Origin of the sequence: Polynucleobacter sp. 15G-AUS-farblos (assembly GCF_018882445.1) — a bacterium.
Taxonomy (GTDB): Bacteria; Pseudomonadota; Gammaproteobacteria; order Burkholderiales; family Burkholderiaceae; genus Polynucleobacter.
The window spans coordinates 45,710-68,520 of sequence record NZ_JACVOM010000001.1 but is presented as its reverse complement, the minus strand read 5'-3'; the positions used below and the strand labels follow the sequence as shown (position 1 = coordinate 68,520).

The window sequence follows — 22,811 nt, the reverse complement described above, 5'->3', positions numbered from 1 at the left end:
GCTTACTGATAAATTTCACTACCGCGCTTGCGGAACTCTGCAGACATTTCTTCCATGCCTTTATTCGCTTCTGCTATCGGAATGACTTTGCCAGGTACTTTTGGATTGCCATCTGCATCTAAGCTTGCTGCGTAATCACGTACTTCTTGTGTAATTTTCATTGAGCAGAATTTAGGTCCACACATTGAGCAGAAGTGAGCGATCTTGGCACCCTCGGCAGGCAAAGTTGCATCGTGATACTCACGAGCGCGTTCAGGATCTAGACCGAGATTAAATTGATCTTCCCATCTAAATTCAAAGCGCGCCTTAGATAAGGCGTTATCGCGAACTTGAGCACCTGGTAAACCTTTCGCAAGATCCGCGCCATGGGCAGCAATCTTATAGGTGATGATGCCTTCGCGAACGTCTTCTTTATCTGGTAAACCTAAGTGCTCTTTTGGTGTCACATAGCAAAGCATGGCTGTGCCGTACCAACCAATTTGAGCGGCACCAATACCGCTGGTAATGTGATCGTAACCAGGGGCAATATCCGTAATCAATGGTCCGAGGGTATAGAAGGGTGCCTCGAGGCAATGCTTCAATTCCTCGGTCATATTTTCTTCAATACGTTGCATTGGAACGTGACCAGGACCTTCAATCATGACCTGTACATCATGTTTCCATGCTTTAGCAGTTAACTCACCCAAGGTATGGAGTTCGCCAAATTGTGCGGCATCATTAGAGTCTGCAATGCAACCGGGGCGTAAGCCATCTCCCAAGCTAAATGAGACGTCATAGGCTTTCATAATCTCGCAGATCTCATCAAACTTGGTATAGAGGAAGTTTTCCTTGTGATGAGCAAGACACCACTTGGCCATGATTGATCCACCGCGAGAGACGATGCCGGTTATGCGATCAGCAGTGAGGGGGACATAGCGTAGCAATACACCCGCATGAATAGTGAAGTAGTCCACGCCTTGTTCAGCTTGCTCAATCAAAGTATCGCGGAACATTTCCCAGGTGAGATCTTCAGCAATGCCGCCGGTTTTATCAAGTGCTTGATAGATTGGAACAGTGCCAATAGGTACTGGTGAATTGCGAATAATCCATTCGCGTGTCTCATGAATGTGTTTGCCTGTAGAGAGATCCATGATGGTGTCTGCGCCCCAACGAATCGACCACACCATCTTTTCTACTTCTTCATTGATAGACGAGGTGACGGCAGAGTTACCAAGGTTGCCATTAATCTTCACGCGGAAGTTACGGCCAATAATCATCGGTTCTAATTCAGGATGATTAATATTAGCTGGAATGATGGCACGGCCAGCAGCGATTTCAGAGCGAACAAATTCGCCAGTCACAATATCTGGTAGGTTGGCGCCATAGCTTTTGCCTGGATGTTGCTTTAACAGCATTTTGTATTCTGGGTTTTTGCGCAGCTGCTCTAAACCCATCGATTCACGCAAGGCAACATATTCCATTTCAGGAGTGACAATGCCTTGACGTGCGTAATACATTTGACTGACATTTTTGCCAGCCTTTGCTACTCGTGGTGCGCTGATATGCGCAAAGCGTAAATTTTGAGTTGCTTCATCTTGAGCACGCGCTACACCGTAATCAGAACTCGGCCCTGCAAGTTGCTCCGTGTCATTACGTTCGTTGATCCAGGTATCCCGTAATCTAGGCAAACCCTTTTCTAGATTAATCACAATTTCTGGATCACTATAAGGACCTGAAGTGTCATATACCGGTACAGGTGGGTTGGCGATAAGTTCTTCACCAACACGTGTTGGTAATTGCTCAATCATTCGAATCGGTGCTTTGATGTCTGCACGTGATCCCTGTAAATAGGTTTTAGTTGAAGCCGGGTAGGCAAACTTTTGTCCAAAGTCTCGCTCTAGGCTCTTTAGACTTGGAATCTCGTGTTTAGTTTGGTTTTTGCTATTACTCATGTCCATCTCCTGACTGTTTTGGATGGACGAAACCGGGTGTGTCGGTCTGATGTAACTCCCCACGCCAGCATTACCTGGATCGGGTTAAAGGGTCTTTCTCAGCGCCTCAAAACGACATTCTGTTTTAAGGGCACCCCTGTTTCATCCTTAAAGCTATTTAACCATGAATTGAAACAATACGTGTCGATAATGCTCATTATTTGCTGCGTCGCAATATAAAGTCTGCTGTAACAAACGCAGCATCACTGGTGAACTCATCAGCCAGGATTCTGGCAGCCGCTTCGGCTAGGGAAATCTCAATGAAACCGCTGACTTCTCCATCTTGATTGTTTGGTACAAAGTGATCCGCTAGCTCAAGATCGTAGATATAAAGCAATTCATCATGAAAGCCGCGTCCAACAATAGGGCGCCGCATATGAATTCTGCCAATCGGTTCAATACTCTCCGCAATTTTCTCTGGAACTCCAGCTTCTTCCCAAAGTTCGCGACGAGCGCTCACCCAAGGTGTTTCATCAGCGGTAATGCCACCTGCAGCAATATTGTCGAGTTTGCCCGGATCGGTTGCTTTGGTTTCGCTGCGACGGCCGAGCCATAGGGTATGAGCTCTTGTATAGCCGTTGATGTGAGTTGCCATGCTCCGAAAACCAAAGGTTCGAAAAGCAGACCGTTCTAAACGAAAGTATTTATGCCCATTCTGATCCAACCATGCAAAGTCCTCATTGCGCCATCCCGGAATAAAACCGCCTGCGCGCATGGTGTCCGCTAATTGATAAAGGCTTTGTGATAACTCTTTAGGTCTGCCTAAGGCAATCGACAATTGATCATTGCCCATTGAGATCAATGGAATCGGATGTTTTTCTAGTGATTCCTGAAGATAAGAAATAAATTCAGGATTAAGATGTCCAATAGTCTGAGTGCTAGTGCTGTTGCCGATGAGTTGAATGGGTAAAAAATCGGGTGGAGCAGAGCGCGCGGTATTTTGTAGCATCTCTTCCAGGGCGGCTAGAGTGCTGGTGGAAAGCGTATTCATAAGGAAAGTGTAAGAGAAAACAATGGGGACAGCCAAAAAAATCATGCATGGCGGACAAATATTAGCCAATGCACTTGTTAGACAAGGTGTTGATGTTGCCTTTGGCGTGCCAGGAGAAAGCTTTCTGCCTTTGCTTGATGGCTTAGTTGACCACCCAGAATTTCGTTTTATTACCTGCCGTCAAGAGGGCGGCGCAGCCTATATGGGTGAGGCCTATGCCAAGTTAACCGGCAAGCCTGGAGTCGTCATGGTGACGCGCGGGCCAGGCGCATCAAATGCGATGGTGGGGATACATACCGCCTATCAAGATTCCACGCCGATGGTGCTCTTGGTTGGCCAGGTAGGTACAGACATGGTGGAGCGTGAAGCTTTCCAAGAGGTGGACTACCGACGTATGTTTTCAGAATGTGCCAAATGGGTAGGCAGCATCGATCGCGTTGATCGCATCGATGAATTTGTTTCCCATGCCTTTCATATTGCCCAGTCGGGACGCAAAGGCCCCGTGGTTTTGGCTCTACCAGAAGATATTCTGTATCTCAATGCTGAGGAAAAGCCAACTGCTGCTGCTCATGTTGTTCAGCCTGGATTGGATCAATCGATCTTTACTGAAGCAATGAAGCAATTTGCTAACGCTAAAAACCCCATGGTGCTTGCTGGTGGAGGTAATTGGAATGCAAATGCCTGCAATCAACTAATAGCATGGGCGAATCGCGAAGGGGTTCCTGTTGCAACTAGTTTTCGCTCGCAAGATTTGATCGACAACCAAAATGCTTGCTATGCCGGTGATCTCGGAATTGCTGCAAATCCCGCCTTGGTAAAACGTATTCAAGAGGCCGATGTTTTGCTAGTGATTGGTGAACGCCTCGGAGAAATGACAACTGCGGGTTACAGCGTTCTCACGCCACCTAAGGCAGCCAATACACTCATTCATGTTTTATCGAGCCCAGATGAATTGGGTCGAGTGTATCGCCCAGAATTTGCCCTAAGCTGTAGTCCTGAGAACTTTTGTGCGGCACTAGACAACGTCAAAATGGCCAATGCTTATCGTACAGAACGTATGCTAGAAGCACATACAGAGTATTTGGCTTGGTCATCTCCAGTAACTGTATCCGGTAATTTGCAGTTAGCCCACATCATGGCATCTTTACCCAGTTCAATACCGCGTGATGCCATCATCACCAATGGTGCAGGTAACTTTGCTACATGGGTACATCGTTTTTATCCTTATGGCAGTATTCGTAGTCAATTAGCACCCACCAATGGTTCCATGGGCTATGGATTACCTGCAGCAATAGCAGCAAAAATTGCCGACCCTAAGCGAGTAGTGATTGCCGTCTGTGGCGACGGGGATTTCATGATGAATTGCCAGGAGCTGGCGACAGCTGCGCGATATGAGGCATATCCCATCGTGCTGGTAGTCAACAATAGTATGTTGGGCACCATTCGAATGCACCAGGAAAGAGAATTTACAAAACGAGTCATGGGTACTGGCTTAACTAACCCTGATTTTGTGAAGTTTGCTGATAGCTTTGGCATTCCGGGATACCGCGTAAGCAATACCGAAGAATTTGCTCCTGCATTTGCTAAGGCCCTAGAAAGCAAGCGCGGCGCTCTGATTGAGTTAGTTCTAGACCCAGAGGTCATTACCCCAACTAAGCTTTTATCGAAATTAGGTAAATAAAAAAGAGGAGCAATGCTCCTCTTTTGACTTTAGCTAGCTTAAGGCTAAATCTTTAGTCAACCTTAGCGCCAGAATCTTTCACTACCTTAGTCCACTTGGCAATCTCCGCTTTAATAAAGTTAGCAAATTGTGCCGGTGTGTTACCAACAGGCTGAGCACCCATCGCTAAATATTTTTCCTTCACTGATGGACTATTGATTGCAGCCATCAATTCAGTACTGTCTTTATTCACAACATCCGCAGGCATATTCGCTGGCCCCACAATACCGAACCAAGATGTAGCTTCATAGCCAGGTAAGTTTGCTGCCTCTGCAATCGTTGGCAGATCAGGAAATGAAGGAGAGCGCTTTGCACTGGTAACGGCTAATGCCTTGAGACGACCCGCGCGAATATAGTTGATTGAGGAAGGTAAATTGTCGAACATAATGTCCACATTGCCTGCCAATAAATCAGTCACAGCAGGTGGACTGCCTCTGTAGGGCAAATGAACCATATAAGTCTTAGTCATTGACTTAAAGAGCTCCCCAGCCATATGAATAGATGTACCATTACCGCTAGAGGCCATATTGACCTTGCCAGGATACTTCCTGGCATATGCGATGAGGTCATTCACGCTATTGATATTGTTCCTAGCGGCAAAGTCAGTATTAAGTACTAGAACATTCGGTAACTCAGCAACTAAAGTAATTGGGGTGAAATCTTTAATAGGATCAAAAGGTAATTTTCCTCCACCCTGTGTATAGAGGGGCAGATTAATTCCGTGAGTACCAACAGAGGCCATCAACCAGGTGTATCCATCAGGTGCTGATTTGGCAACAATTTCTGCACCAATGTTTCCACCCGCTCCGGGTTTGTTATCAATCAGCACATTCCATTTGCTCATGTTCTGCAATTCATTCTGGAGTGGCCTAGCAACGTTATCCGTTGCGCCACCTGCTGGAAATGGCACGACTAAGCGGATAGGTTTATTCGGGTAGTTGCTCTGTGCATAAGCTGGAAATGAAAATGCGAACAATGCAGAGGTGCACGCAAGGGTGGCGCTGAGTCGCTTAATTATTTTTGAGTGAATTGCCATTATTACCATCTCCATTTTTTAGTTCTTATCACATTTTCATGTGAAGTTTTATATATTTATTTTGCCTATCGACAATGTAAACCATTTCTCAGGGATTTGTCATCAATGCTTAACATTTGAGCATGCCAGCTTGCTCTATATAAATCTACGACTTACGAAAACTTTTGCGTATTTATCCACAAGGCCTGTGGATAAGTTTCTGACAAATTTGGTCCCGCCGACAGGAATCGAACCTGTATCCCACGCTTAGGAGGCATGTGCACTATCCATTGTGCTACGGCGAGAGCTTGACATTAAGGAAAGTATGCTGGAGAGCATAAATCAGAGTTAGGTCTTCTACCAGCCACATAAGGCCCAAACTTGATTCGTAACGGCGATCATGACATCGGGCGCAAAGTAGGAAGTAAAAATCAGCAGCAGCAAACTGGCCGCAATAATATATCCAAGCAGACGTCCGTAATTGTACTTAAGCATTAGCTACTCGAACCAAGGCACGCTCCTTCACGGGTAAATTGACCAAGAAGGCAAATACACCCAGTGCAATGGCGATTTCCCAAACAATCAGGTAAGACCCCGTTTTATCAAACAGATAGCCGCCAAAAAATGCGCCGCAGAAACTGCCTAATTGATGCGAAAAAAAGACTAAGCCAGAAAGCATCGTTAGATATTTCACTCCAAAAATTTGGGCAACGATACCGTTGGTCAGCGGAATGGTTGAGAGCCATAAATATCCCATAATGGCCGCAAAAATATATGTTGTTATCGGCGACAAGGGAAGAACTAAAAATCCAATAATGGCAATTGAACGTCCAAGGTAAATGCCAGAGAGCAAATACTTTTTGGGGAAGCGTTGACCCAGCATGCCGGCGCTATATGTCCCAAAAATATTAAAGAGACCTATCAAGGCTAGGGCACTAGTTGCCACTACAGGAGCGCCGACATCAGGATAGACAGCAGAAAGATCTTTGAGATAAGGGGCTAAATGAACGGCGATAAAGACGACTTGGAATCCACAAACAAAATAGCCTAGCGTAAGTAAGCGAAAGCTGGGATTCGTGATGGCCTCTCCGAGGGCTTCCTTAATAGTTTGATCACCTAGTTGATGATGATGACTAAAATTTTTCTCGCGCAACATGAATGCCGTTGGAATCATGAGGCTAGCCATGAGCGCTAATAAAAGGAGGGCATCTTGAGCGCCAAAGAAACTTAAGAAGCCTTGCTCAACAGGAATCATCAAAAACTGACCAAAGGAGCCGGCGGCAGCGGCAATACCCATGGCCCACACTCTTTTATCAGCAGGAACATTACGCCCTAGAATTCCGTAGATCATGCTGTAGGTTGTTGCCGTCTGTGCAAGGCCAATGAGTAGGCCGCCTGCCAGCGTGAAATTAAGAGCATCGGTGGAAACGGCCATTCCAGCTAAGCCAAGTGCGTACAAGATTCCACCTGCAACCATGATTTTGAGTGCACCATAGCGATCAGCAAGGGCGCCTGTGATGGGTTGAACTGCTCCCCAAATCAAGTTTTGTAAAGCAATAGTTAGGGCAAAAGTCTCACGCTCCCAGCCATTGGCAACCGTGATGGGCAAATTGAATAGGCCAAATCCATGTCGGATGCCCATAGACAAGGTCACCATCAGTCCGCCATAAATCAGTACTTGATTTATGGATAAGGAGGGTTTGCTGGTTGAACTTGTCATATTGAATGTAATCAGAGACTTATGATATCGCTTGCAAATAAATTAGGCAGATCAAGCTTCCTTAGTTTTTAGGCTGTATTGCCAATTTTGGCATGGACGATAGGGTAATTGGTGAAAAGTTCAGGGTAAGCTACAGACATGACTACAATTTGCGCGCATGGCTACCCGTAAAACATCCGAATACAGCGAATCATCGATTCAGGTCCTAAAAGGACTAGAACCAGTCCGTCAACGGCCTGGTATGTACACCCGCACTGATAACCCTCTACATATCATCCAAGAGGTCTTGGACAATGCCTCTGATGAGGCTTTAGGAGGCTACGGCAAGCACATTATTGTGACTTTGCACGCAGATAGCAGTGTCAGCGTGGAGGATGACGGACGAGGTATTCCGGTCGGAATGCATCCAACCGAGAAACTTCCTGTAGTAGAAATCGTGTTTACCCAGTTACACGCGGGTGGAAAGTTTGAAAAAGGCAGCGGCGGCGCTTATGCGTTCTCTGGTGGTCTGCATGGGGTGGGTGTTTCAGTTACCAATGCGCTATCTAAGCGTTTAGAGGTCACTGTTTGGCGAGACAAACAAGTTTCGACCCTCACATTTGCCGATGGCAAGGTCATTGAAAAACTCAAAACAAAACCATCAGCGTCTGAAGATAAGTCACACGGCACTCGAGTAAGAGCTTGGCCGGACGGTAAATATTTTGATAGCTCAGCTATTCCAATGCCAGAGCTCATTCGACTCTTGCGCTCAAAGGCAGTTTTATTGCCCGGCGTCAAAGTAACACTCATTCAAGAGAAATCAGGCGATACCCAAACCTGGCAGTACGCCCAAGGTTTGCGCGGCTATTTAAATGAAGCTATTGCCCAAGCAGGACATGGCCCTGAAGTAATCCCTCCATTTGAAGGTGAGCAATATGCCACCGGTACAGGTGAGGATGACTCCTTTGCTGAAGGCGAGGGTGCTGCATGGGTCGTCAGCTGGACAGAAGATGGTGCGCCAGTGCGTGAGAGCTATGTCAATCTCATACCCACGCCTGCGGGAGGAACACATGAGAGTGGGTTGCGCGAAGGATTATTTAATGCAGTAAAGGGTTTCATTGAAATGCATGCGCTACAACCTAAGGGCGTTAAGTTAATGCCAGAGGATGTATTTGCACGCGCCTCCTTTATTTTGTCAGCAAAAGTATTGGATCCCCAATTTCAAGGTCAGATTAAAGAGCGCTTAAATTCTCGAGATGCAGTTCGTCTTGTTTCTGGATACGTTAAATCGGCTCTAGAGCTATGGCTTAATCAGCACGTTGACTACGGCCGCAAACTTGCAGACCTAGTGATTAAACAAGCACAGGCTAGAACCCGTGCTGGACAAAAAGTAGAGAAGAAAAAATCATCTGGTGTTGCAGTTCTTCCTGGAAAACTCACTGATTGTGAGAGCGAAGATATTGCTCAGAATGAAATCTTCTTGGTCGAGGGCGATTCAGCGGGCGGCTCCGCCAAGATGGGTCGCAATAAGGAATATCAGGCGATCTTGCCCCTACGCGGTAAGGTTTTAAATACCTGGGAGGCTGAACGCGATCGTTTGTTTGCTAATAATGAGGTGCACGATATTGCTGTCGCAATCGGCGTAGATCCTCACGGCCCTAATGATGATCCGGATTTATCAAACTTGCGTTACGGTAAGGTTTGTATTTTGTCTGATGCGGACGTTGATGGTGCCCACATCCAGGTATTGCTCTTGACGCTCTTTTATAAGCATTTCCCAAAACTCATTGAACTAGGCCATGTGCATATTTCTAGGCCACCACTGTTCAGAGTGGATGCTCCAGCACGCGGCAAAAAGCCGGCGCAAAAAATTTATGCCCTAGATGCAAGTGAGCTACAGGCCATTGAAGATAAATTACGTAAAGATGGCGTCAAGGAATCTGCTTGGCAAATCTCCCGATTCAAAGGTTTGGGAGAAATGAGTGCTGAGCAGTTGTGGGACACCACGCTCAATCCGGATACACGCCGTTTGTTGCCAGTTACCCTAGGAACGTGGACTGAGGATGAGACTTTTAAAACGATGGATATGTTGATGGGTAAATCAGAATCTGGTGCGCGTCGTGACTGGCTTGAAGAGCGCGGCAATGAAGTAGAGGCGGACATTTAATGGCTACAAAAAAGACCCCAGGTAAAAAGCCAGCTCTTGAGCAGGCAGATTTATTTTCAAATCCTATTGAAGAGATCGATATCGTTGAAGTGGATGAAGCGCCTGCGCCAAAGAGTCCAAATGGGCCAAAGGATCCACATGATCCTAAAACCATCGATCTGAACGAAGATAACAAAGACAGTTTGACTCTTGCGGTCTATGCCGAGCGCGCCTACTTAGATTACGCCATCAGCGTGGTGAAAGGCCGTGCGCTACCAGATGTATCTGATGGCCAAAAGCCAGTACAGCGCCGTATTTTGTTCTCAATGAGCGAAATGGGCTTGCGGGCAGATGCTAAGCCAGTAAAGAGTGCGCGTGTTGTTGGCGATGTCCTCGGCAAGTTTCATCCGCACGGTGACCAATCCGCTTATGACGCTTTAGTGCGTTTGGCGCAAAGCTTCTCCTTGCGTTATCCCTTAATTGATGGACAAGGTAACTTTGGTTCCCGTGATGGTGATGGCGCAGCAGCGATGCGTTATACCGAAGCGCGTTTAACTAAAATTGCCGGCTTGTTACTTAGCGAGATTGATGAAGGCACTGTCGACTTTGCGCCAAACTATGACGGCTCATTTCAAGAGCCTAAGTTATTGCCAGCACGCTTACCCTTTGTCCTGTTGAATGGGGCTTCTGGTATTGCAGTTGGTATGGCTACCGAAATTCCTTCGCATAATCTACGTGAAGTTGCTTCTGCTGCGATCGCCTTAATGAAGTCCCCCAAGCTGTCTACAGCAGAATTATTAGAGATCATGCCTGGGCCGGATTATCCGGGTGGCGGACAAATTATTTCCTCTCCCGCTGAGATTGCCCAAATTTATGAAACCGGTCGTGGTAGCGTTAAAGTTCGTGCTCGTTGGTCGGTAGAAGAGTTGGCTCGAGGTCAATGGCAGATTGTTGTCAATGAATTGCCGCCTTCAGCATCCTCACAACGCGTCCTGCAAGAAATTGAAGAGATCACTAATCCTAAGGTTAAGGTCGGCAAAAAAACCTTAACGCCAGAGCAAAATAATCTGAAGTCCACGATTTTGAATGTGCTTGATGGTGTGCGCGATGAATCTAGTAAGGATGCCGCAGTCCGTTTGGTGTTTGAGCCCAAGAGTAAGAATATTGATGTCAACGAGTTTGTAAATCTCCTATTGGCACATACCTCTCTAGAATCCAATGCGCCAATGAACTTGGTGATGATTGGTACCGACGGTCGACCACGTCAAAAGGGCTTAAAAGAGATTATTTCTGAATGGATTGAGTTCAGGGTTGCTACTGTGACGCGTCGTACTCAGTTCCGCTTGGGTAAAGTTAAAGACCGTATGCATATTTTGGAAGGGCGCCTTATCGTTCTTCTGAATATTGACAAGGTCATCAAGATTATTCGTAATAGCGATGAACCAAAAGCCGATTTAATCAAAGAATTTAAGTTAAGCGACCGCCAGGCTGAAGACATCCTGGATATTCGTTTGCGCCAATTGGCTCGACTAGAAGGCATCAAGATTGAGCAAGAGCTCAAAGAGTTGAAATCTGAGCGTGATGACTTAGAGGGTTTATTGCAAAGCGATAACGTATTACGCAAACGCATCATTAAAGAAATCGAATCTGATATCAAAGACTTTGGCGATGATCGCCGAACTCTGATTCAAGAAGATAAGCGTGCTATTGCTGAAACTAAAGTCATTGATGAGCCGGTAACAGTGATTGTTTCGCAAAAAGGCTGGGTACGTGTTCGTCAAGGTCATGAGCATGACGCTACCCAATTTAGCTTTAAGGCAGGTGATGCGCTCTACGCAACTTTTGAAGTGCGAACAGTAGATGTCATCCAAGGCTTCGGTAGCGATGGCCGTGTCTACACAGTCTCAGTGAGCGAGTTACCTGGTGCTAGAGGAGACGGTTCTCCCTTGACTAGCTTTGTAAATCTTGCTGCTGGATCCCAAATGGTTGCTTATTACGCTGGCCAACCAGATGATTTGGTTTTGCTTTCTACCAGGGCTGGTTATGGCTTCTTGGCTAACGTATCGGATATGAGTACTCGCAATAAGGCAGGTAAATCATTTATTACTATTGATGCCAAAGTAGCTGGTGACGCACCCTTAGGTGCAAACAAGGTACAAGTTGGTATGAAGCAAGTAGCCTGCTTATCAGAGGCCTCTAAGTTACTCGTCTTCCCATTGGATGAACTTAAGCGTCTGCCAACCGGCGGTAAGGGTGTGATTTTGATGGGCTTAGATGACAAAGAATTTATGGCATCCGCAATAGCTGTAGGCTCTAATGGTGCAGCTTATTTTGGCGCTGGACGTGCAGGCAAACCAACTGAGCTCAGCTTAGATGCAAAAACCTTGAAGTCTTTTGCTGGTAATCGCGCACGTAAGGGTCACTTCGTGGAGCCAAGACTTAAAGACGGAAAGCTCAAGGCTAACTAAACAGTAGTTAGATCTGAATACTTAAACCTTCTTTGGTATTGGAACGCTGTATTTAACCGCAATCACTTCTGCCAGAATCGATATTGCGATTTCTGGTGGGGTGAGTGCCCCAATGTATAGGCCAACTGGCCCATGCAATCGTTCCACTTGTTCTTTGCTGACATCAAACTCTAGTAAGCGTTCTTTTCGTTTCTGGGTATTTTTGCGGCTCCCTAAGGCGCCAACATAAAATGCGGGGGACTTTAATGCCTCCATCAGCGCCATATCATCCAGTTTAGGGTCATGTGTCAGGGCAACTACAGCGGTATGTGGATCTACGCCAATTTCCAGCAACACATCATCAGGCATGCCTTGTATAAAGGTCACATCATCTCGGTTGAGCCCTTCAGCATATTCTTCTCGAGGATCTATCACAATCACTTCAAAGTCAGAGGCTAGTGCAAAGTCAGCGGTGTACAAGGATAGCTGACCGGCTCCAATGATGACCATTCGCCAACGAGGTCCATAAGTAGTGCACATCTCGGAATCTGAGCAAGTAAATTCATCATGACGATCACCATCATGCAAAGTGGATTTACCGTTAGCAATAGTGACAGTGCGTCTAATGACTTGATGAGAGGAAATATTTTCAAGCAGTTTTTCTAAAACGGCTAATTCAGGCTTGGGCTCAACTAATAAGCGCAGCGTACCACCACAGGGTAAGCCGAAACGGGCTGCTTCTTGCTGGCTGACGCCATACACAACGAATTCAGGGATATCTCTGGTCAGAATTTCGGTTTGAACCCGGCGAATGAGATCATCTTCAACGCAGCCGCCCGACACTGATCCTGCAACCTGGCCATCCTGACGTATAGCCAACCAAGATCCAATTGGGCGTGGGGCTGAACCCCAGGTTTGAACTACGGTAGCGATGGCTACGGGATGGCCTTCTTTTAGCCAATGCACGGCGGCTTTGAGAACGCTTAGGTCGGTACTATTCATGCTGATTGGGATCTTTGTTATAAGTATTGGAAATCCTATTTATTATCACTCTAATGACATTAACAGGTATATCTCCCCTAAATACTCGTCTTCGACTTGCAATCTTGCTGCTTGCCGCAGGTGAGGGTAGTCGCCTGGGTGGTCATCCTAAAGCCTTGCTTAAAAAGGATGGGAAAACATTGTTACGATCTTTCATCTCTTGCGTAGAGGAGATGGCGCCTGTTGAAGTGGTCATTGTGACTGGGTTTTACGCGCAAGCTATTGAATCTGAGATCGAATCTTGTGAGATATTGAATCTACCTATTCAGATAGTAAGAAGCCCTCATCCGCAAGCAGGGCAAGCATCTTCTGTGCGACTGGGGATTGAGACCTTGAAATCTGACTACGATGTGTTGCTTGTTGCCTTATCTGATCAGCCTAATATTGGGTCTACAGAGATTGGTGCGCTATTGGATCAATATCGTTACCGATCTGCTCATGAAGAAATTGTCTTGCCTCAGGTGAATGGGCAGCGAGGGAATCCAGTATTGTTTTCCAAGAAAGCAGTAGAAGCCATCCTATCAATGCCAGAAATGGTATGCAGGCCTTATATGGATCAAAACCCTGCACTAGTCAAAATCTACGAGACAGACAACACTGCATTTATTCTGGATGTGGATACCGAAGCAGACATCCAGAAATTAGGCATCTCACGCTGAGATTACTTTTTTAAATCTCTGCAATCAGCTCGATTTCAACGCAGGCACCCAAAGGGATTTGCGCTACGCCAAAGGCACTGCGCGCATGCTTGCCAGCATCTCCAAAGACTTCAAATAAGAGTTCTGAACAACCATTGATCACCAGATGTTGTTCGGTGTATTCGTTGGTGGAGTTCACCAAGCCCATGACTTTGACAATTCGCTTGACCTTATCTAGCGAGCCAATATGATTTTGTAGTGTGGAAAGCAAATCGATCGCAATTGAGCGGGCTGCAGCCTTACCAGTATCGGTATCCATATTCTGACCTAATTTACCTACCCAAGGTTTGCCATCTTTTTTGGCGATGTGACCAGATAAAAACACGGTGTTGCCAGTAGTTGCAGCCATCACATAGGCGGCAGCGGGTGGTCCGGCTGGAGGCAAATCAATACCAAGGGTTTTGAGACGATTGTTAATATTGCTCATAGTGTTTGTTCAATCAATGTAGGGATTTAATTAATAGAATCTTACTGGGAAATTATTTGGATAGTTGCCTCATGGCGCTTTCTAGGCCATTTAATGTGACTGGGTACATTCGGTCCTTCATGAGATTTTTCATGATGTCGATAGACTGTCTATATTGCCAAATCGATTCTGGTTCAGGATTGAGCCAGGCAAAATGGGGGAAGTGATCTAGCAGGCGATTGATCCAAACGGCACCAGCTTCCTGATTGTTGTATTCCACTGAACCATTTGGACTCAGAATCTCATAAGGGGACATAGTGGCATCGCCTACAAAAATCAGCTTGTAGTCGGGGCCATATTTATTAATGATCTCTTGTGTAGAAGTGAGTTGATCTCTGCGACGACGATTGTTTTGCCAGAGATTTTCATAAACACAGTTATGAAAATAGTAATACTCAAGATGTTTAAACTCTGCCTTAGCAGCAGAGAATAATTCTCCAATCTGCTTTATGTGATCGTCCATCGAGCCACCAACATCCATCAATAGTAATACCTTGACTTGGTTGTGACGCTCGGGCCGCATTTGAATATCCAGCATGCCAGCATTGGCTGCAGTTGAATGAATGGTTTTATCTAAATCAAGCTCTAAGACCGAGCCCTCACGAGCGAAACGACGAAGGCGACGAAGAGCCAGCTTAATATTGCGTGAGCTTAAAGCTAAATCACTGTCGTAATCTTTAAATTCTCGCGCTTCCCAAACCTTAATGGCAGTTCGATTACCGGCGCTTTCTCCGCCGATACGAATGCCCTCAGGGTGATAGCCGCTGTGACCAAATGGAGATGAGCCGCCGGCACCAATCCATTTATTGCCACCGCCATGCCACTCCTTTTGCTCCTTAAGCAGCTCTTCAAGGCGCTTTTGTAGTGCTTCAGGACCGCCTAATTTTTGCAGGGCAGATTTTTCTTCATCAGTTAAAACGCGCTGTAATTTCTTTTCTAGCCAATCCAACGGAATATCAGGAGAAAGGGCGATGATTTGCTCAACTCCATTGAAGTAGCTAGCAAATACTTGATCAAAGCGATCATAGTGTTGCTCATCTTTAATCAAAGTCATGCGTGAGAGTTGATAAAACTCATCAATCGATGGGCTGATTACACCAAGCTTTAATGCTTCTAAGAGCGTTAAAAACTCTCTGACAGAAACCGGAATCTTGGCCTCTTTCAGATTGAGAAAGAATTGAATCAACATCTATTTAGATTCAATATGCTTAGCGATGATTGCGATTCATCATCACTAAACGCTCAAATAAATGAATATCCTGTTCATTCTTCAATAGGGCGCCATGAAGTGGTGGCACTACGATTTTTTCATCCTGGCTATAGAGCGCGTTGGGTGGAATATCTTCAGCCAATAAAAGCTTAAGCCAATCAATTAACTCGGATGTAGAGGGCTTTTTCTTTAAGCCAGGTAGCGAGCGTATTTGGTAGAAAGCTTTAAGGGCGGCCTCTAATAGTTCCTGCTTAATATTGGGATGATGGACATCCACGATGCTTTGCATTGTTTTGGCATCCGGAAAGGTGATGTAATGAAAGAAGCAGCGACGCAAAAAGGCATCAGGCAGCTCTTTTTCATTATTTGAAGTGATGATGACGAGTGGGCGATGCTTTGCCTTAATGAGCTCCCGTGTCTCATAGACATAAAATTCCATTCGATCGATCTCTCGCAAAAGATCATTAGGAAACTCAATGTCCGCTTTATCAATTTCGTCGATTAGCAGTACCGTGGGCTCATCTGCTTCGAAAGCCTGCCACAACACACCTTTGATGATGTAGTTGCTGATGTCTTTGACTTTTTCATCGCCCAGTTGAGAATCGCGTAGACGACTAACCGCATCGTATTCGTACAGACCTTGTTGTGCCTTGGTAGTGGATTTAATGTGCCATTGCAAAAGTGGCATCTTAAGCGCTGCAGCAACTTCTTCAGCCAGCATTGTTTTTCCGGTTCCGGGTTCACCTTTAATTAATAGTGGACGTTGCAGGGCAATGGCAGCATTGACGGCTAGCTTAAGATCCTCTGTTGCAACATAGCTTTGACTACCATCAAAACGGCTTGGATTTAGGGTGGTGGGTGTGTGAGGAAGCTTGGTCATCGGGCGCAATCAAAAGGTCTTTTAAGGGACATTCAAGTATAGGGAAATAGCGCTAAATCTTCAGGATTTGTAGCGTTTTTGCGCTTAGGAATGGGTAAACAATGGTTAAGAGGGCGGCTCTCCGCTATACTCTCCCACATTGATTTAAATCAAACTCATAAATACCGATTCTATGAAAAAACTCCCAATTCTTACTCGATTGCTTGTCTGCGCTGGTCTGGCATTTGCTGGTATTAGTGCCCAGGCGCAAGATGTCAAAGGTAATGCAGCGGCTGGAAACGGCAAAGTTTGGCTTTGCGTTGGTTGTCATTCCATCCCAGACTACCGTGCAGACTATCCATTGGTTTACAGAGTGCCTATGTTAGGTGGTCAAAATGCCGCATACATCGCATCTTCTTTGGCTGAATACAAGAAGGGCAACAGAAAGCATCCAACGATGCGTTCTATCGCCGCTAGCTTGTCCGACCAAGATATGGCCGATATTGGCGAATACTATGCTGCGCAAACTGCCAGCTCACCTAACAACCCATTGAAGTGATAGAGGCACGTTTATGAAATTTGCACTAATGACAGCTGTTTTGCTTTCCAGTATTGGCTTGGTTAATGTTACTCATGCTGCTAGCGTAGACAAAGGCAAGGCTTTGGTTGAAAAAGCCAATTGCGCCTCATGTCATGGCGCAGGATTAAATGCGCCAATCATGCCGGTTTACCCAAAGTTAGCCGGTCAGTATCCTGACTACCTTTACTATGCATTGAAGGCTTATAAAGTTGGCAATAGTAATGCTCAATACGGTCGTAACAATGCCATTATGGGTTCACAAGTTCAGGCATATTCTGATGCAGACCTGCAGGATATCTCTGCTTATATTGCATCATTGCCTGGAAACTTCGTTATTAAGAAGTAACTCCACAAGCAGTTTCTGACTTGGCTTTACTTAAATTAAAGGCTTAGGAATTCATCCTAAGCCTTTGTTATTCATAGATATTTAATAACTATCTGAGAGCTTCTAGGCCTCTCGCTAAATGTTTGCGCATGGCGCTCTCAGCTCCAGCTTGATCTCGTTTTAGTAGGGCATTAAGAATGGAACGATGTTCAATTAAGGAGTTTTGAAGCCTTCCAGTACTAGTAAGAGAGTCTCTGCGATGTAATTTAAGCACCTTGCGTAAATCAGCAATGACGCCGTTCATCCAGCGATTTCCAGCGATTTCTTGAATTAATTCATGAAATTTGCCATTTATTTCAAAGAATTGCTCAATATCTCGATCGGCAGCAGCTTTTTCTAGGCGGTGGTGCCAGTAATCGAGTTGATTTAATTCTTCCTCTGTTGCCTTGATGGCAGTTTCCCTGGCTGCTTCACCTTCAAGTAAGGAGAGGATAGTAAAAATCTGTTCCAAGTCCTTTCTAGCTACTTCGGTTACATAGGCGCCACGACGCATTTTGATGGTGACAAGGCCCTCAGAGGCCAATACCTTGATTGCCTCTCGCATTGGCGTGCGACTAATGCCGAATTGCTCGGCCAAGCTTTGTTCATCAAGCCAACTTCCTGGGGCTAATATCTTTGCAAATATCTGCTCCCGAAGTCTGTCTGCAACATCTTCGTATAGAGGTCTATTATTCAGTTTTGTATTCATAATTATGAATACATGATAACTAGACAAAAGAAGAATAGTCAAGCAGAATTACGAAATCCTATATGCAATGCAACAAATAACAGGAGTGCTTTGTGAGTTCAGAAAAGAAAAGTTCATCCAGTACATGGCCATCATTTCCCGAGACCAATCTTGATGCTTGGAAGAAGTCAGCCCAAAAATCTGCACCCAATGGCGACGTAGATAAGCTTGGTTGGAAAACTCCAGATGGGATTCAGTTAAAAGCGCTCTACACATCTTCTGACACCAAGGGTTTAAATTACACTGATACCTTGCCTGGTTTTGAGCCATTTGTTCGTGGACCACAGGCAACCATGTACTCAGTACGTCCATGGACTATTCGCCAGTACGCAGGATTTTCAACTGCTGAAGAATCAAATGCCTTTTATCGCAAAGCCTTAGATGCGGGTGGTCAAGGCGTTTCTGTTGCTTTTGATTTAGCAACACATCGCGGTTACGACTCAGATCATCCGCGCGTTACAGGTGACGTTGGTAAAGCAGGGGTAGCTATCGACTCCGTTGAAGACATGAAGATTTTGTTTGATGGCATTCCATTGGATAAGGTGTCTGTTTCAATGACGATGAACGGTGCTGTACTCCCGGTACTAGCGGGTTATATCGTCGCTGGTGAAGAACAAGGCGTTAAGCAAGAGCTCTTATCTGGAACGATTCAGAACGATATTCTGAAAGAGTTCATGGTGCGGAACACCTATATCTACCCACCAGAGCCATCGATGCGCATTATTGGCGACATCATTGAGTACACCGCGAAATACATGCCGAAATTTAATTCGATTTCAATTTCGGGTTATCACATGCAAGAGGCTGGCGCTAACCAAGTGTTGGAATTGGCATTCACCTTGGCTGACGGTAAAGAGTACGTCAAAACTGCGCTTGCTAAAGGCCTTGATGTAGATGGCTTTGCTGGTCGCCTCTCATTTTTCTTTGCGATTGGCATGAACTTCTATCTAGAAGTTGCCAAATTAAGGGCGGCACGTTTGTTGTGGTGGCGCATCATGAAATCATTTGAACCCAAGAATCCGAAGTCTTTGATGTTGCGTACACACTGTCAGACCTCTGGATGGTCCTTAACAGAGCAGGACCCATACAACAACGTGGTGAGAACGACAGTTGAGGCAATGGCGGCGGTCTTTGGTGGCACTCAATCCCTGCATACAAACTCATTGGATGAAGCTATTGCTTTGCCTTCAGAGTTCTCAAGTCGCATTGCGCGTAATACCCAGTTAATTCTTCAGGAAGAGACCCACATCACTAGTGTTATTGATCCATGGGCTGGTTCATACATGATGGAGAACCTGACTCAAGAGATGGCTGATAAAGCTTGGGAGATTATTCAAGAAGTTGATGCCATGGGCGGTATGACCAAGGCGGTTGAGAGTGGCTGGGCAAAACTCAAAATTGAAGCAGCAGCGGCTGAGAAGCAAGCCAAGATTGACTCTGGCTCTGACGTCATTGTTGGCGTTAATAAATACAAGCTGGGCAAAGAAGATCTCGTCGATGTATTGATGATTGATAACGACAAAGTTCGCGAAGGACAGGTCGCACGCTTAAAAGAAATCAGAGCAAAGCGTGATAGTAAAAAAGTTGAAGCTGCATTAGAGGCATTAACAAAAGCTGCAGAAGATAACACTGGCAATCTATTAGAGCTTGCGGTCAACGCAATCCGTCTGCGTGCCACTGTTGGTGAAGTATCTGACGCATTGGAAAAAGTTTACGGGCGCCATCGCGCCGATACTCAAAAGGTGACCGGAGTGTATGCAGCTGCTTATGACTCAGCTGAGGGCTGGGCAAAATTACAAACAGAAATTGCAGACTTTGCAAAAGAATTTGGTCGTCGTCCACGCGTGATGATTGCTAAGCTTGGACAAGATGGTCATGATCGTGGAGCTAAGGTGGTAGCGACTGCTTATGCAGATTTAGGCTTCGACGTAGATATTGGACCCTTGTTTCAAACCCCTGAAGAGTGCGCCCGTCAGGCAATTGAGAATGACGTGCATGCATTAGGCGTATCTACTTTAGCGGCAGGCCATAAAACTTTAGTGCCAGCCATTATTGCTGAATTGAAAAAACAAGGCTCCGATGACATCATTGTTTTCGTGGGCGGTGTTATTCCAAGGCAGGACTATGACTTCTTATATGAAGCCGGCGTTAAGGGCATCTATGGTCCAGGCACACCAATTCCAGCTTCAGCTAAGGATGTGCTTGAGCAAATTCGTAAATCCGTAAAGCCGGTTTAAGTCAGAGCGAACGGACTACTGAGTATGCTCGAAGCCGCTGATCTAGCTTTAGTGAGTGATCTCACAAATGCGCCATCGCTAAAACAGCGACGCGCATTGGCTAAGGTCATCACTTTGCTGGAATCGACACGTTTAGATCATCGTAAGCGTGCTGATGAGGTACTCAATACCCTTTTACCTAAAACGGGTAAATCCTTTCGTTTAGGAATATCAGGGGTTCCGGGTGTTGGTAAATCCACTTTGATTGAAACTCTAGGCCTGTACTTAATTGAAAAAGGTCATCGCGTTGCCGTTCTGGCAATCGACCCATCCTCTAGTTTGTCTGGCGGTTCAATATTGGGCGATAAAACCCGGATGGAGCGCTTATCCGTTCTGGAAAATGCCTTCATTCGTCCGAGTCCATCATCATTGACACTTGGAGGTGTCGCTGAGAAGACTCGTGAAGCCATGCTGGTGGCAGAAGCTGCAGGCTTTGACATCATCATCGTAGAAACAGTCGGCGTTGGTCAAAGTGAGATTTCAGTAGCTGGTATGACTGATATGTTTATGCTGCTGCAGTTGCCAAATGCCGGCGATGATTTACAGGCAATCAAAAAAGGGGTGATGGAGATTGCAGATCTGATTGTGATTAATAAAGTTGATCTTGATCCAGATGCTGCTATGCGGGCGCAACTATTTATTACTAGTTCACTGCGTTTACTCGGCTTTCAAGGAAATCCTGAGCACGCCACTCATGATGAGGATTTTTGGCATCCAACAGTGATGACATTGAGTGCTCTAGAAGGAAAAGGGATTCCTGAGTTATGGGATAAGGTCTCCCATTTTGAAAAACTGCAAAGAGCCAATGGCAAATTTGATTCTCGTCGCAAGCAACAGGCTGGCGCTTGGATGTGGGATCGTATTGATGCAGGACTTAAGAACGCCTTTCGGAGTAATGAAGCAGTCCAAGCGCTGCTACCCAGCTTAATAGCACAAGTAAATCAGGGAACCATGGCGCCTTCAGTAGCAGCAAGACGTCTATTGGAGTCTATGGGACATGAATTTTTCTAAGGAGTAGTTTAATGAAGGAAATCATTCAACAACTGGAAGCAAAGCGCGAGCTCGCACGCTTAGGCGGCGGACAAAAGCGTATTCAGTCGCAACATGCCAAAGGCAAGTTAACTGCTCGTGAGCGTATTGAGCTTTTGCTGGACGCTGGCACCTTTGAAGAATGGGATATGTTTGTAGAACACCGTTGCTATGATTTTGGAATGGCTGATCAGACAGTTCCAGGTGATGGTGTAGTTACTGGTTATGGAATGATTAACGGCCGTTTGGTATTTGTTTTCTCACAAGACTTTACTGTGCTCGGTGGCTCTTTATCTGAAGCGCATGCAGAAAAGATTTGTAAGATCATGGATCAAGCATTGAAGGTTGGTGCACCCGTGATTGGTTTAAATGACTCCGGCGGTGCGCGTATTCAAGAGGGTGTTGCCTCCCTAGGTGGTTATGCAGAAATATTTCAGCGTAATGTAACGGCCTCTGGTGTGATTCCGCAGATTTCCTTGATCATGGGGCCATCCGCTGGCGGAGCTGTATATTCACCTGCTCTGACGGACTTCATCTTTATGGTGAAAGACAGCTCATACATGTTTGTGACTGGCCCTGAGGTAGTGAAAACAGTTACTCATGAAGACGTTACTGCTGAGGAGTTAGGTGGTGCGGTAACGCATTCGACGGTATCTGGAGTATGTGATCTAGCATTTGATAACGACGTTGATGCCATCATGATGTTGCGTCGCTTCTTTAATTACCTGCCACTTTCTAATCGCGAAAAGCCGCCTCTCATCAAGGGCGCTAACCGCACTGAAGAACCAGATTTTTCACTAGATACCTTGGTGCCATCAAATCCAAATCAACCTTATGACATGAAAGAGTTGATTGAAAAAATTGCGGATGATGGTGAATTCTTTGAACTCCAGCCTGACTATGCAAAGAACATTATTATTGGTTTTGCCCGTATGGAAGGACGTTCAATTGGCATCGTTGCCAATCAACCCTTGGTCCTTGCAGGTTGTTTGGATATCAAAGCCTCTATTAAAGCGGCCCGCTTTGTACGTTTTTGTGATGCCTTCAATATTCCTGTAGTAACCCTAGTTGACGTGCCAGGATTTATGCCAGGCACTGCTCAAGAATACGGCGGCATTATTAAGCATGGCGCTAAGTTGCTATATGCCTACGCTGATTGCACGGTACCTAAGGTAACTTTAATTACACGCAAAGCCTACGGTGGTGCTTATGACGTAATGGCCTCCAAGCACTTACGCGGCGACGTCAACTTTGCATGGCCCTCTGCAGAAATTGCAGTAATGGGGCCCAAGGGCGCTGTTGAAATTATTTTCCGCGAAGAAAAGTCAGATCCTGAAAAAATTGCGGCCCGTGAAGCCGAATACAAAGCAAAGTTTGCCAATCCGTTTGTAGCCGGTCGCCGTGGTTATATTGACGATGTCATTCTTCCGCATGAGACACGTAAACGCATCGCTCGCTCTTTGGCAATGCTTAAAGATAAAGACTTAAAAAATCCTGCGCGTAAACACGGCAATATTCCTCTGTAAAGGCGCTGACTAAGATGACTACGAAA

19 protein-coding genes, 1 tRNA gene and 1 riboswitch are annotated in these 22,811 nt (G+C 45.8%); of the genes, 9 read left to right on the top strand and 11 right to left on the bottom strand.

What is annotated here, in order from left to right; translation table 11 throughout:
• Positions 1-2 precede the first annotated feature (2 nt).
• Entirely contained in the window at positions 3-1,931 is a 1,929-nt protein-coding gene (gene thiC, locus ICN41_RS00305; RefSeq protein WP_370629064.1) for a phosphomethylpyrimidine synthase ThiC, read from the bottom strand.
• A 39-nt stretch (positions 1,932-1,970) separates the two neighbouring features.
• Positions 1,971-2,079: riboswitch (TPP riboswitch) on the bottom strand.
• A gap of 48 nt (positions 2,080-2,127) precedes the next feature.
• The gene (locus ICN41_RS00300) at positions 2,128-2,961 is read right to left on the bottom strand and encodes an NUDIX hydrolase family protein (RefSeq protein ID WP_216290830.1); all 834 of its coding nucleotides are present in this window, start codon (positions 2,959-2,961) and stop codon (positions 2,128-2,130) included.
• A 22-nt stretch (positions 2,962-2,983) separates the two neighbouring features.
• Between ICN41_RS00300 and ICN41_RS00295 the strand changes: the two genes are divergently transcribed.
• Positions 2,984-4,642 (top strand): thiamine pyrophosphate-binding protein, encoded by a 1,659-nt coding sequence (locus ICN41_RS00295; protein WP_216290829.1) that lies wholly within the window; start codon positions 2,984-2,986, stop codon positions 4,640-4,642.
• Between the two features lie 52 nt (positions 4,643-4,694).
• Here ICN41_RS00295 and ICN41_RS00290 read toward each other — a convergent pair whose 3' ends face one another.
• The 4 genes from ICN41_RS00290 to ICN41_RS00275 form a co-directional block, all read right to left on the bottom strand.
• Entirely contained in the window at positions 4,695-5,717 is a 1,023-nt protein-coding gene (locus tag ICN41_RS00290; RefSeq protein ID WP_216290828.1) for a tripartite tricarboxylate transporter substrate binding protein, read from the bottom strand.
• A gap of 209 nt (positions 5,718-5,926) precedes the next feature.
• Positions 5,927-6,001: transfer RNA gene (locus tag ICN41_RS00285), tRNA-Arg, on the bottom strand.
• Positions 6,002-6,053: 52 nt separating this feature from the next.
• Positions 6,054-6,191 (bottom strand): hypothetical protein, encoded by a 138-nt coding sequence (locus ICN41_RS00280; protein WP_216290827.1) that lies wholly within the window; start codon positions 6,189-6,191, stop codon positions 6,054-6,056.
• Positions 6,184-7,416, bottom strand: coding sequence for an MFS transporter (locus tag ICN41_RS00275; protein WP_216290826.1), 1,233 nt, complete (start codon positions 7,414-7,416; stop codon positions 6,184-6,186). The genes ICN41_RS00280 and ICN41_RS00275 overlap by 8 nt, the downstream gene beginning before the upstream one ends.
• 157 nt (positions 7,417-7,573) lie before the next feature.
• Between ICN41_RS00275 and ICN41_RS00270 the strand changes: the two genes are divergently transcribed.
• Together ICN41_RS00270 and parC are read left to right on the top strand one after the other, a co-directional pair.
• Positions 7,574-9,562 (top strand): DNA topoisomerase IV subunit B, encoded by a 1,989-nt coding sequence (locus tag ICN41_RS00270; protein ID WP_216290825.1) that lies wholly within the window; start codon positions 7,574-7,576, stop codon positions 9,560-9,562.
• Between the two features lie 74 nt (positions 9,563-9,636).
• Positions 9,637-12,009 (top strand): DNA topoisomerase IV subunit A, encoded by a 2,373-nt coding sequence (gene parC / locus ICN41_RS00265; RefSeq protein WP_370629086.1) that lies wholly within the window; start codon positions 9,637-9,639, stop codon positions 12,007-12,009.
• Positions 12,010-12,030: 21 nt separating this feature from the next.
• Here the strand turns inward: parC and ICN41_RS00260 are convergent, their stop codons facing one another.
• Positions 12,031-12,990: an XdhC family protein gene (locus ICN41_RS00260; RefSeq protein ID WP_216290824.1), complete on the bottom strand. Its 960-nt coding sequence runs from the start codon at positions 12,988-12,990 to the stop codon at positions 12,031-12,033.
• Positions 12,991-13,043: 53 nt separating this feature from the next.
• Between ICN41_RS00260 and ICN41_RS00255 the strand changes: the two genes are divergently transcribed.
• Positions 13,044-13,688, top strand: a complete 645-nt coding sequence (locus tag ICN41_RS00255) for an NTP transferase domain-containing protein (RefSeq protein ID WP_216290823.1) — start codon at positions 13,044-13,046, stop codon at positions 13,686-13,688.
• A 10-nt stretch (positions 13,689-13,698) separates the two neighbouring features.
• Here ICN41_RS00255 and ICN41_RS00250 read toward each other — a convergent pair whose 3' ends face one another.
• From ICN41_RS00250 to ICN41_RS00240, 3 genes are read right to left on the bottom strand one after another with little or no spacing between them, the layout of a single operon-like run.
• Positions 13,699-14,154, bottom strand: a complete 456-nt coding sequence (locus ICN41_RS00250) for a RidA family protein (RefSeq protein WP_216290822.1) — start codon at positions 14,152-14,154, stop codon at positions 13,699-13,701.
• Positions 14,155-14,206: 52 nt separating this feature from the next.
• Positions 14,207-15,382, bottom strand: coding sequence for a VWA domain-containing protein (locus ICN41_RS00245; protein ID WP_216290821.1), 1,176 nt, complete (start codon positions 15,380-15,382; stop codon positions 14,207-14,209).
• 19 nt (positions 15,383-15,401) lie between these two features.
• On the bottom strand, positions 15,402-16,283 hold the full coding sequence (locus ICN41_RS00240) for a MoxR family ATPase (protein ID WP_216290820.1): 882 nt from the start codon (positions 16,281-16,283) through the stop codon (positions 15,402-15,404).
• A 172-nt stretch (positions 16,284-16,455) separates the two neighbouring features.
• On the opposite strand from ICN41_RS00240, the gene ICN41_RS00235 reads away from it, so the two are divergent.
• Complete coding sequence (locus ICN41_RS00235; RefSeq protein WP_255537823.1) at positions 16,456-16,821, top strand: cytochrome c; 366 nt, start codon at positions 16,456-16,458, stop codon at positions 16,819-16,821.
• Positions 16,822-16,834: 13 nt separating this feature from the next.
• Positions 16,835-17,188 (top strand): cytochrome c, encoded by a 354-nt coding sequence (locus ICN41_RS00230; RefSeq protein ID WP_216290819.1) that lies wholly within the window; start codon positions 16,835-16,837, stop codon positions 17,186-17,188.
• Positions 17,189-17,276: 88 nt separating this feature from the next.
• Here ICN41_RS00230 and ICN41_RS00225 read toward each other — a convergent pair whose 3' ends face one another.
• The gene (locus tag ICN41_RS00225; RefSeq protein WP_216290818.1) at positions 17,277-17,915 is read right to left on the bottom strand and encodes a GntR family transcriptional regulator; all 639 of its coding nucleotides are present in this window, start codon (positions 17,913-17,915) and stop codon (positions 17,277-17,279) included.
• Between the two features lie 92 nt (positions 17,916-18,007).
• Here ICN41_RS00225 and scpA point away from each other — a divergent pair, with 92 nt between their 5' ends.
• From scpA to ICN41_RS00210, 3 genes are read left to right on the top strand one after another with little or no spacing between them, the layout of a single operon-like run.
• On the top strand, positions 18,008-20,191 hold the full coding sequence (gene scpA, locus ICN41_RS00220; protein WP_216290817.1) for a methylmalonyl-CoA mutase: 2,184 nt from the start codon (positions 18,008-18,010) through the stop codon (positions 20,189-20,191).
• 24 nt (positions 20,192-20,215) lie between these two features.
• Positions 20,216-21,241, top strand: a complete 1,026-nt coding sequence (gene meaB, locus ICN41_RS00215) for a methylmalonyl Co-A mutase-associated GTPase MeaB (protein ID WP_216290816.1) — start codon at positions 20,216-20,218, stop codon at positions 21,239-21,241.
• Positions 21,242-21,252: 11 nt separating this feature from the next.
• Positions 21,253-22,785, top strand: a complete 1,533-nt coding sequence (locus ICN41_RS00210; protein WP_216290815.1) for an acyl-CoA carboxylase subunit beta — start codon at positions 21,253-21,255, stop codon at positions 22,783-22,785.
• The last annotated feature ends 26 nt before the right edge of the window (positions 22,786-22,811 follow it).

Bases quoted from the DNA above. Each gene is read 5' to 3' on its own strand.
- thiC (WP_370629064.1), bottom strand. From the start codon at position 1,931: ATGAGTAATAGCAAAAACCAAACTAAACACGAGATTCCAAGTCTAAAG.
- ICN41_RS00300 (WP_216290830.1), bottom strand. From the start codon at position 2,961: ATGAATACGCTTTCCACCAGCACTCTAGCCGCCCTGGAAGAGATGCTA.
- ICN41_RS00295 (WP_216290829.1), top strand. From the start codon at position 2,984: ATGGGGACAGCCAAAAAAATCATGCATGGCGGACAAATATTAGCCAAT.
- ICN41_RS00290 (WP_216290828.1), bottom strand. From the start codon at position 5,717: ATGGCAATTCACTCAAAAATAATTAAGCGACTCAGCGCCACCCTTGCG.
- ICN41_RS00280 (WP_216290827.1), bottom strand. From the start codon at position 6,191: ATGCTTAAGTACAATTACGGACGTCTGCTTGGATATATTATTGCGGCC.
- ICN41_RS00275 (WP_216290826.1), bottom strand. From the start codon at position 7,416: ATGACAAGTTCAACCAGCAAACCCTCCTTATCCATAAATCAAGTACTG.
- ICN41_RS00270 (WP_216290825.1), top strand. From the start codon at position 7,574: ATGGCTACCCGTAAAACATCCGAATACAGCGAATCATCGATTCAGGTC.
- ICN41_RS00260 (WP_216290824.1), bottom strand. From the start codon at position 12,990: ATGAATAGTACCGACCTAAGCGTTCTCAAAGCCGCCGTGCATTGGCTA.
- ICN41_RS00255 (WP_216290823.1), top strand. From the start codon at position 13,044: ATGACATTAACAGGTATATCTCCCCTAAATACTCGTCTTCGACTTGCA.
- ICN41_RS00250 (WP_216290822.1), bottom strand. From the start codon at position 14,154: ATGAGCAATATTAACAATCGTCTCAAAACCCTTGGTATTGATTTGCCT.
- ICN41_RS00245 (WP_216290821.1), bottom strand. From the start codon at position 15,382: ATGTTGATTCAATTCTTTCTCAATCTGAAAGAGGCCAAGATTCCGGTT.
- ICN41_RS00240 (WP_216290820.1), bottom strand. From the start codon at position 16,283: ATGACCAAGCTTCCTCACACACCCACCACCCTAAATCCAAGCCGTTTT.
- ICN41_RS00235 (WP_255537823.1), top strand. From the start codon at position 16,456: ATGAAAAAACTCCCAATTCTTACTCGATTGCTTGTCTGCGCTGGTCTG.
- ICN41_RS00230 (WP_216290819.1), top strand. From the start codon at position 16,835: ATGAAATTTGCACTAATGACAGCTGTTTTGCTTTCCAGTATTGGCTTG.
- ICN41_RS00225 (WP_216290818.1), bottom strand. From the start codon at position 17,915: ATGAATACAAAACTGAATAATAGACCTCTATACGAAGATGTTGCAGAC.
- meaB (WP_216290816.1), top strand. From the start codon at position 20,216: ATGCTCGAAGCCGCTGATCTAGCTTTAGTGAGTGATCTCACAAATGCG.
- ICN41_RS00210 (WP_216290815.1), top strand. From the start codon at position 21,253: ATGAAGGAAATCATTCAACAACTGGAAGCAAAGCGCGAGCTCGCACGC.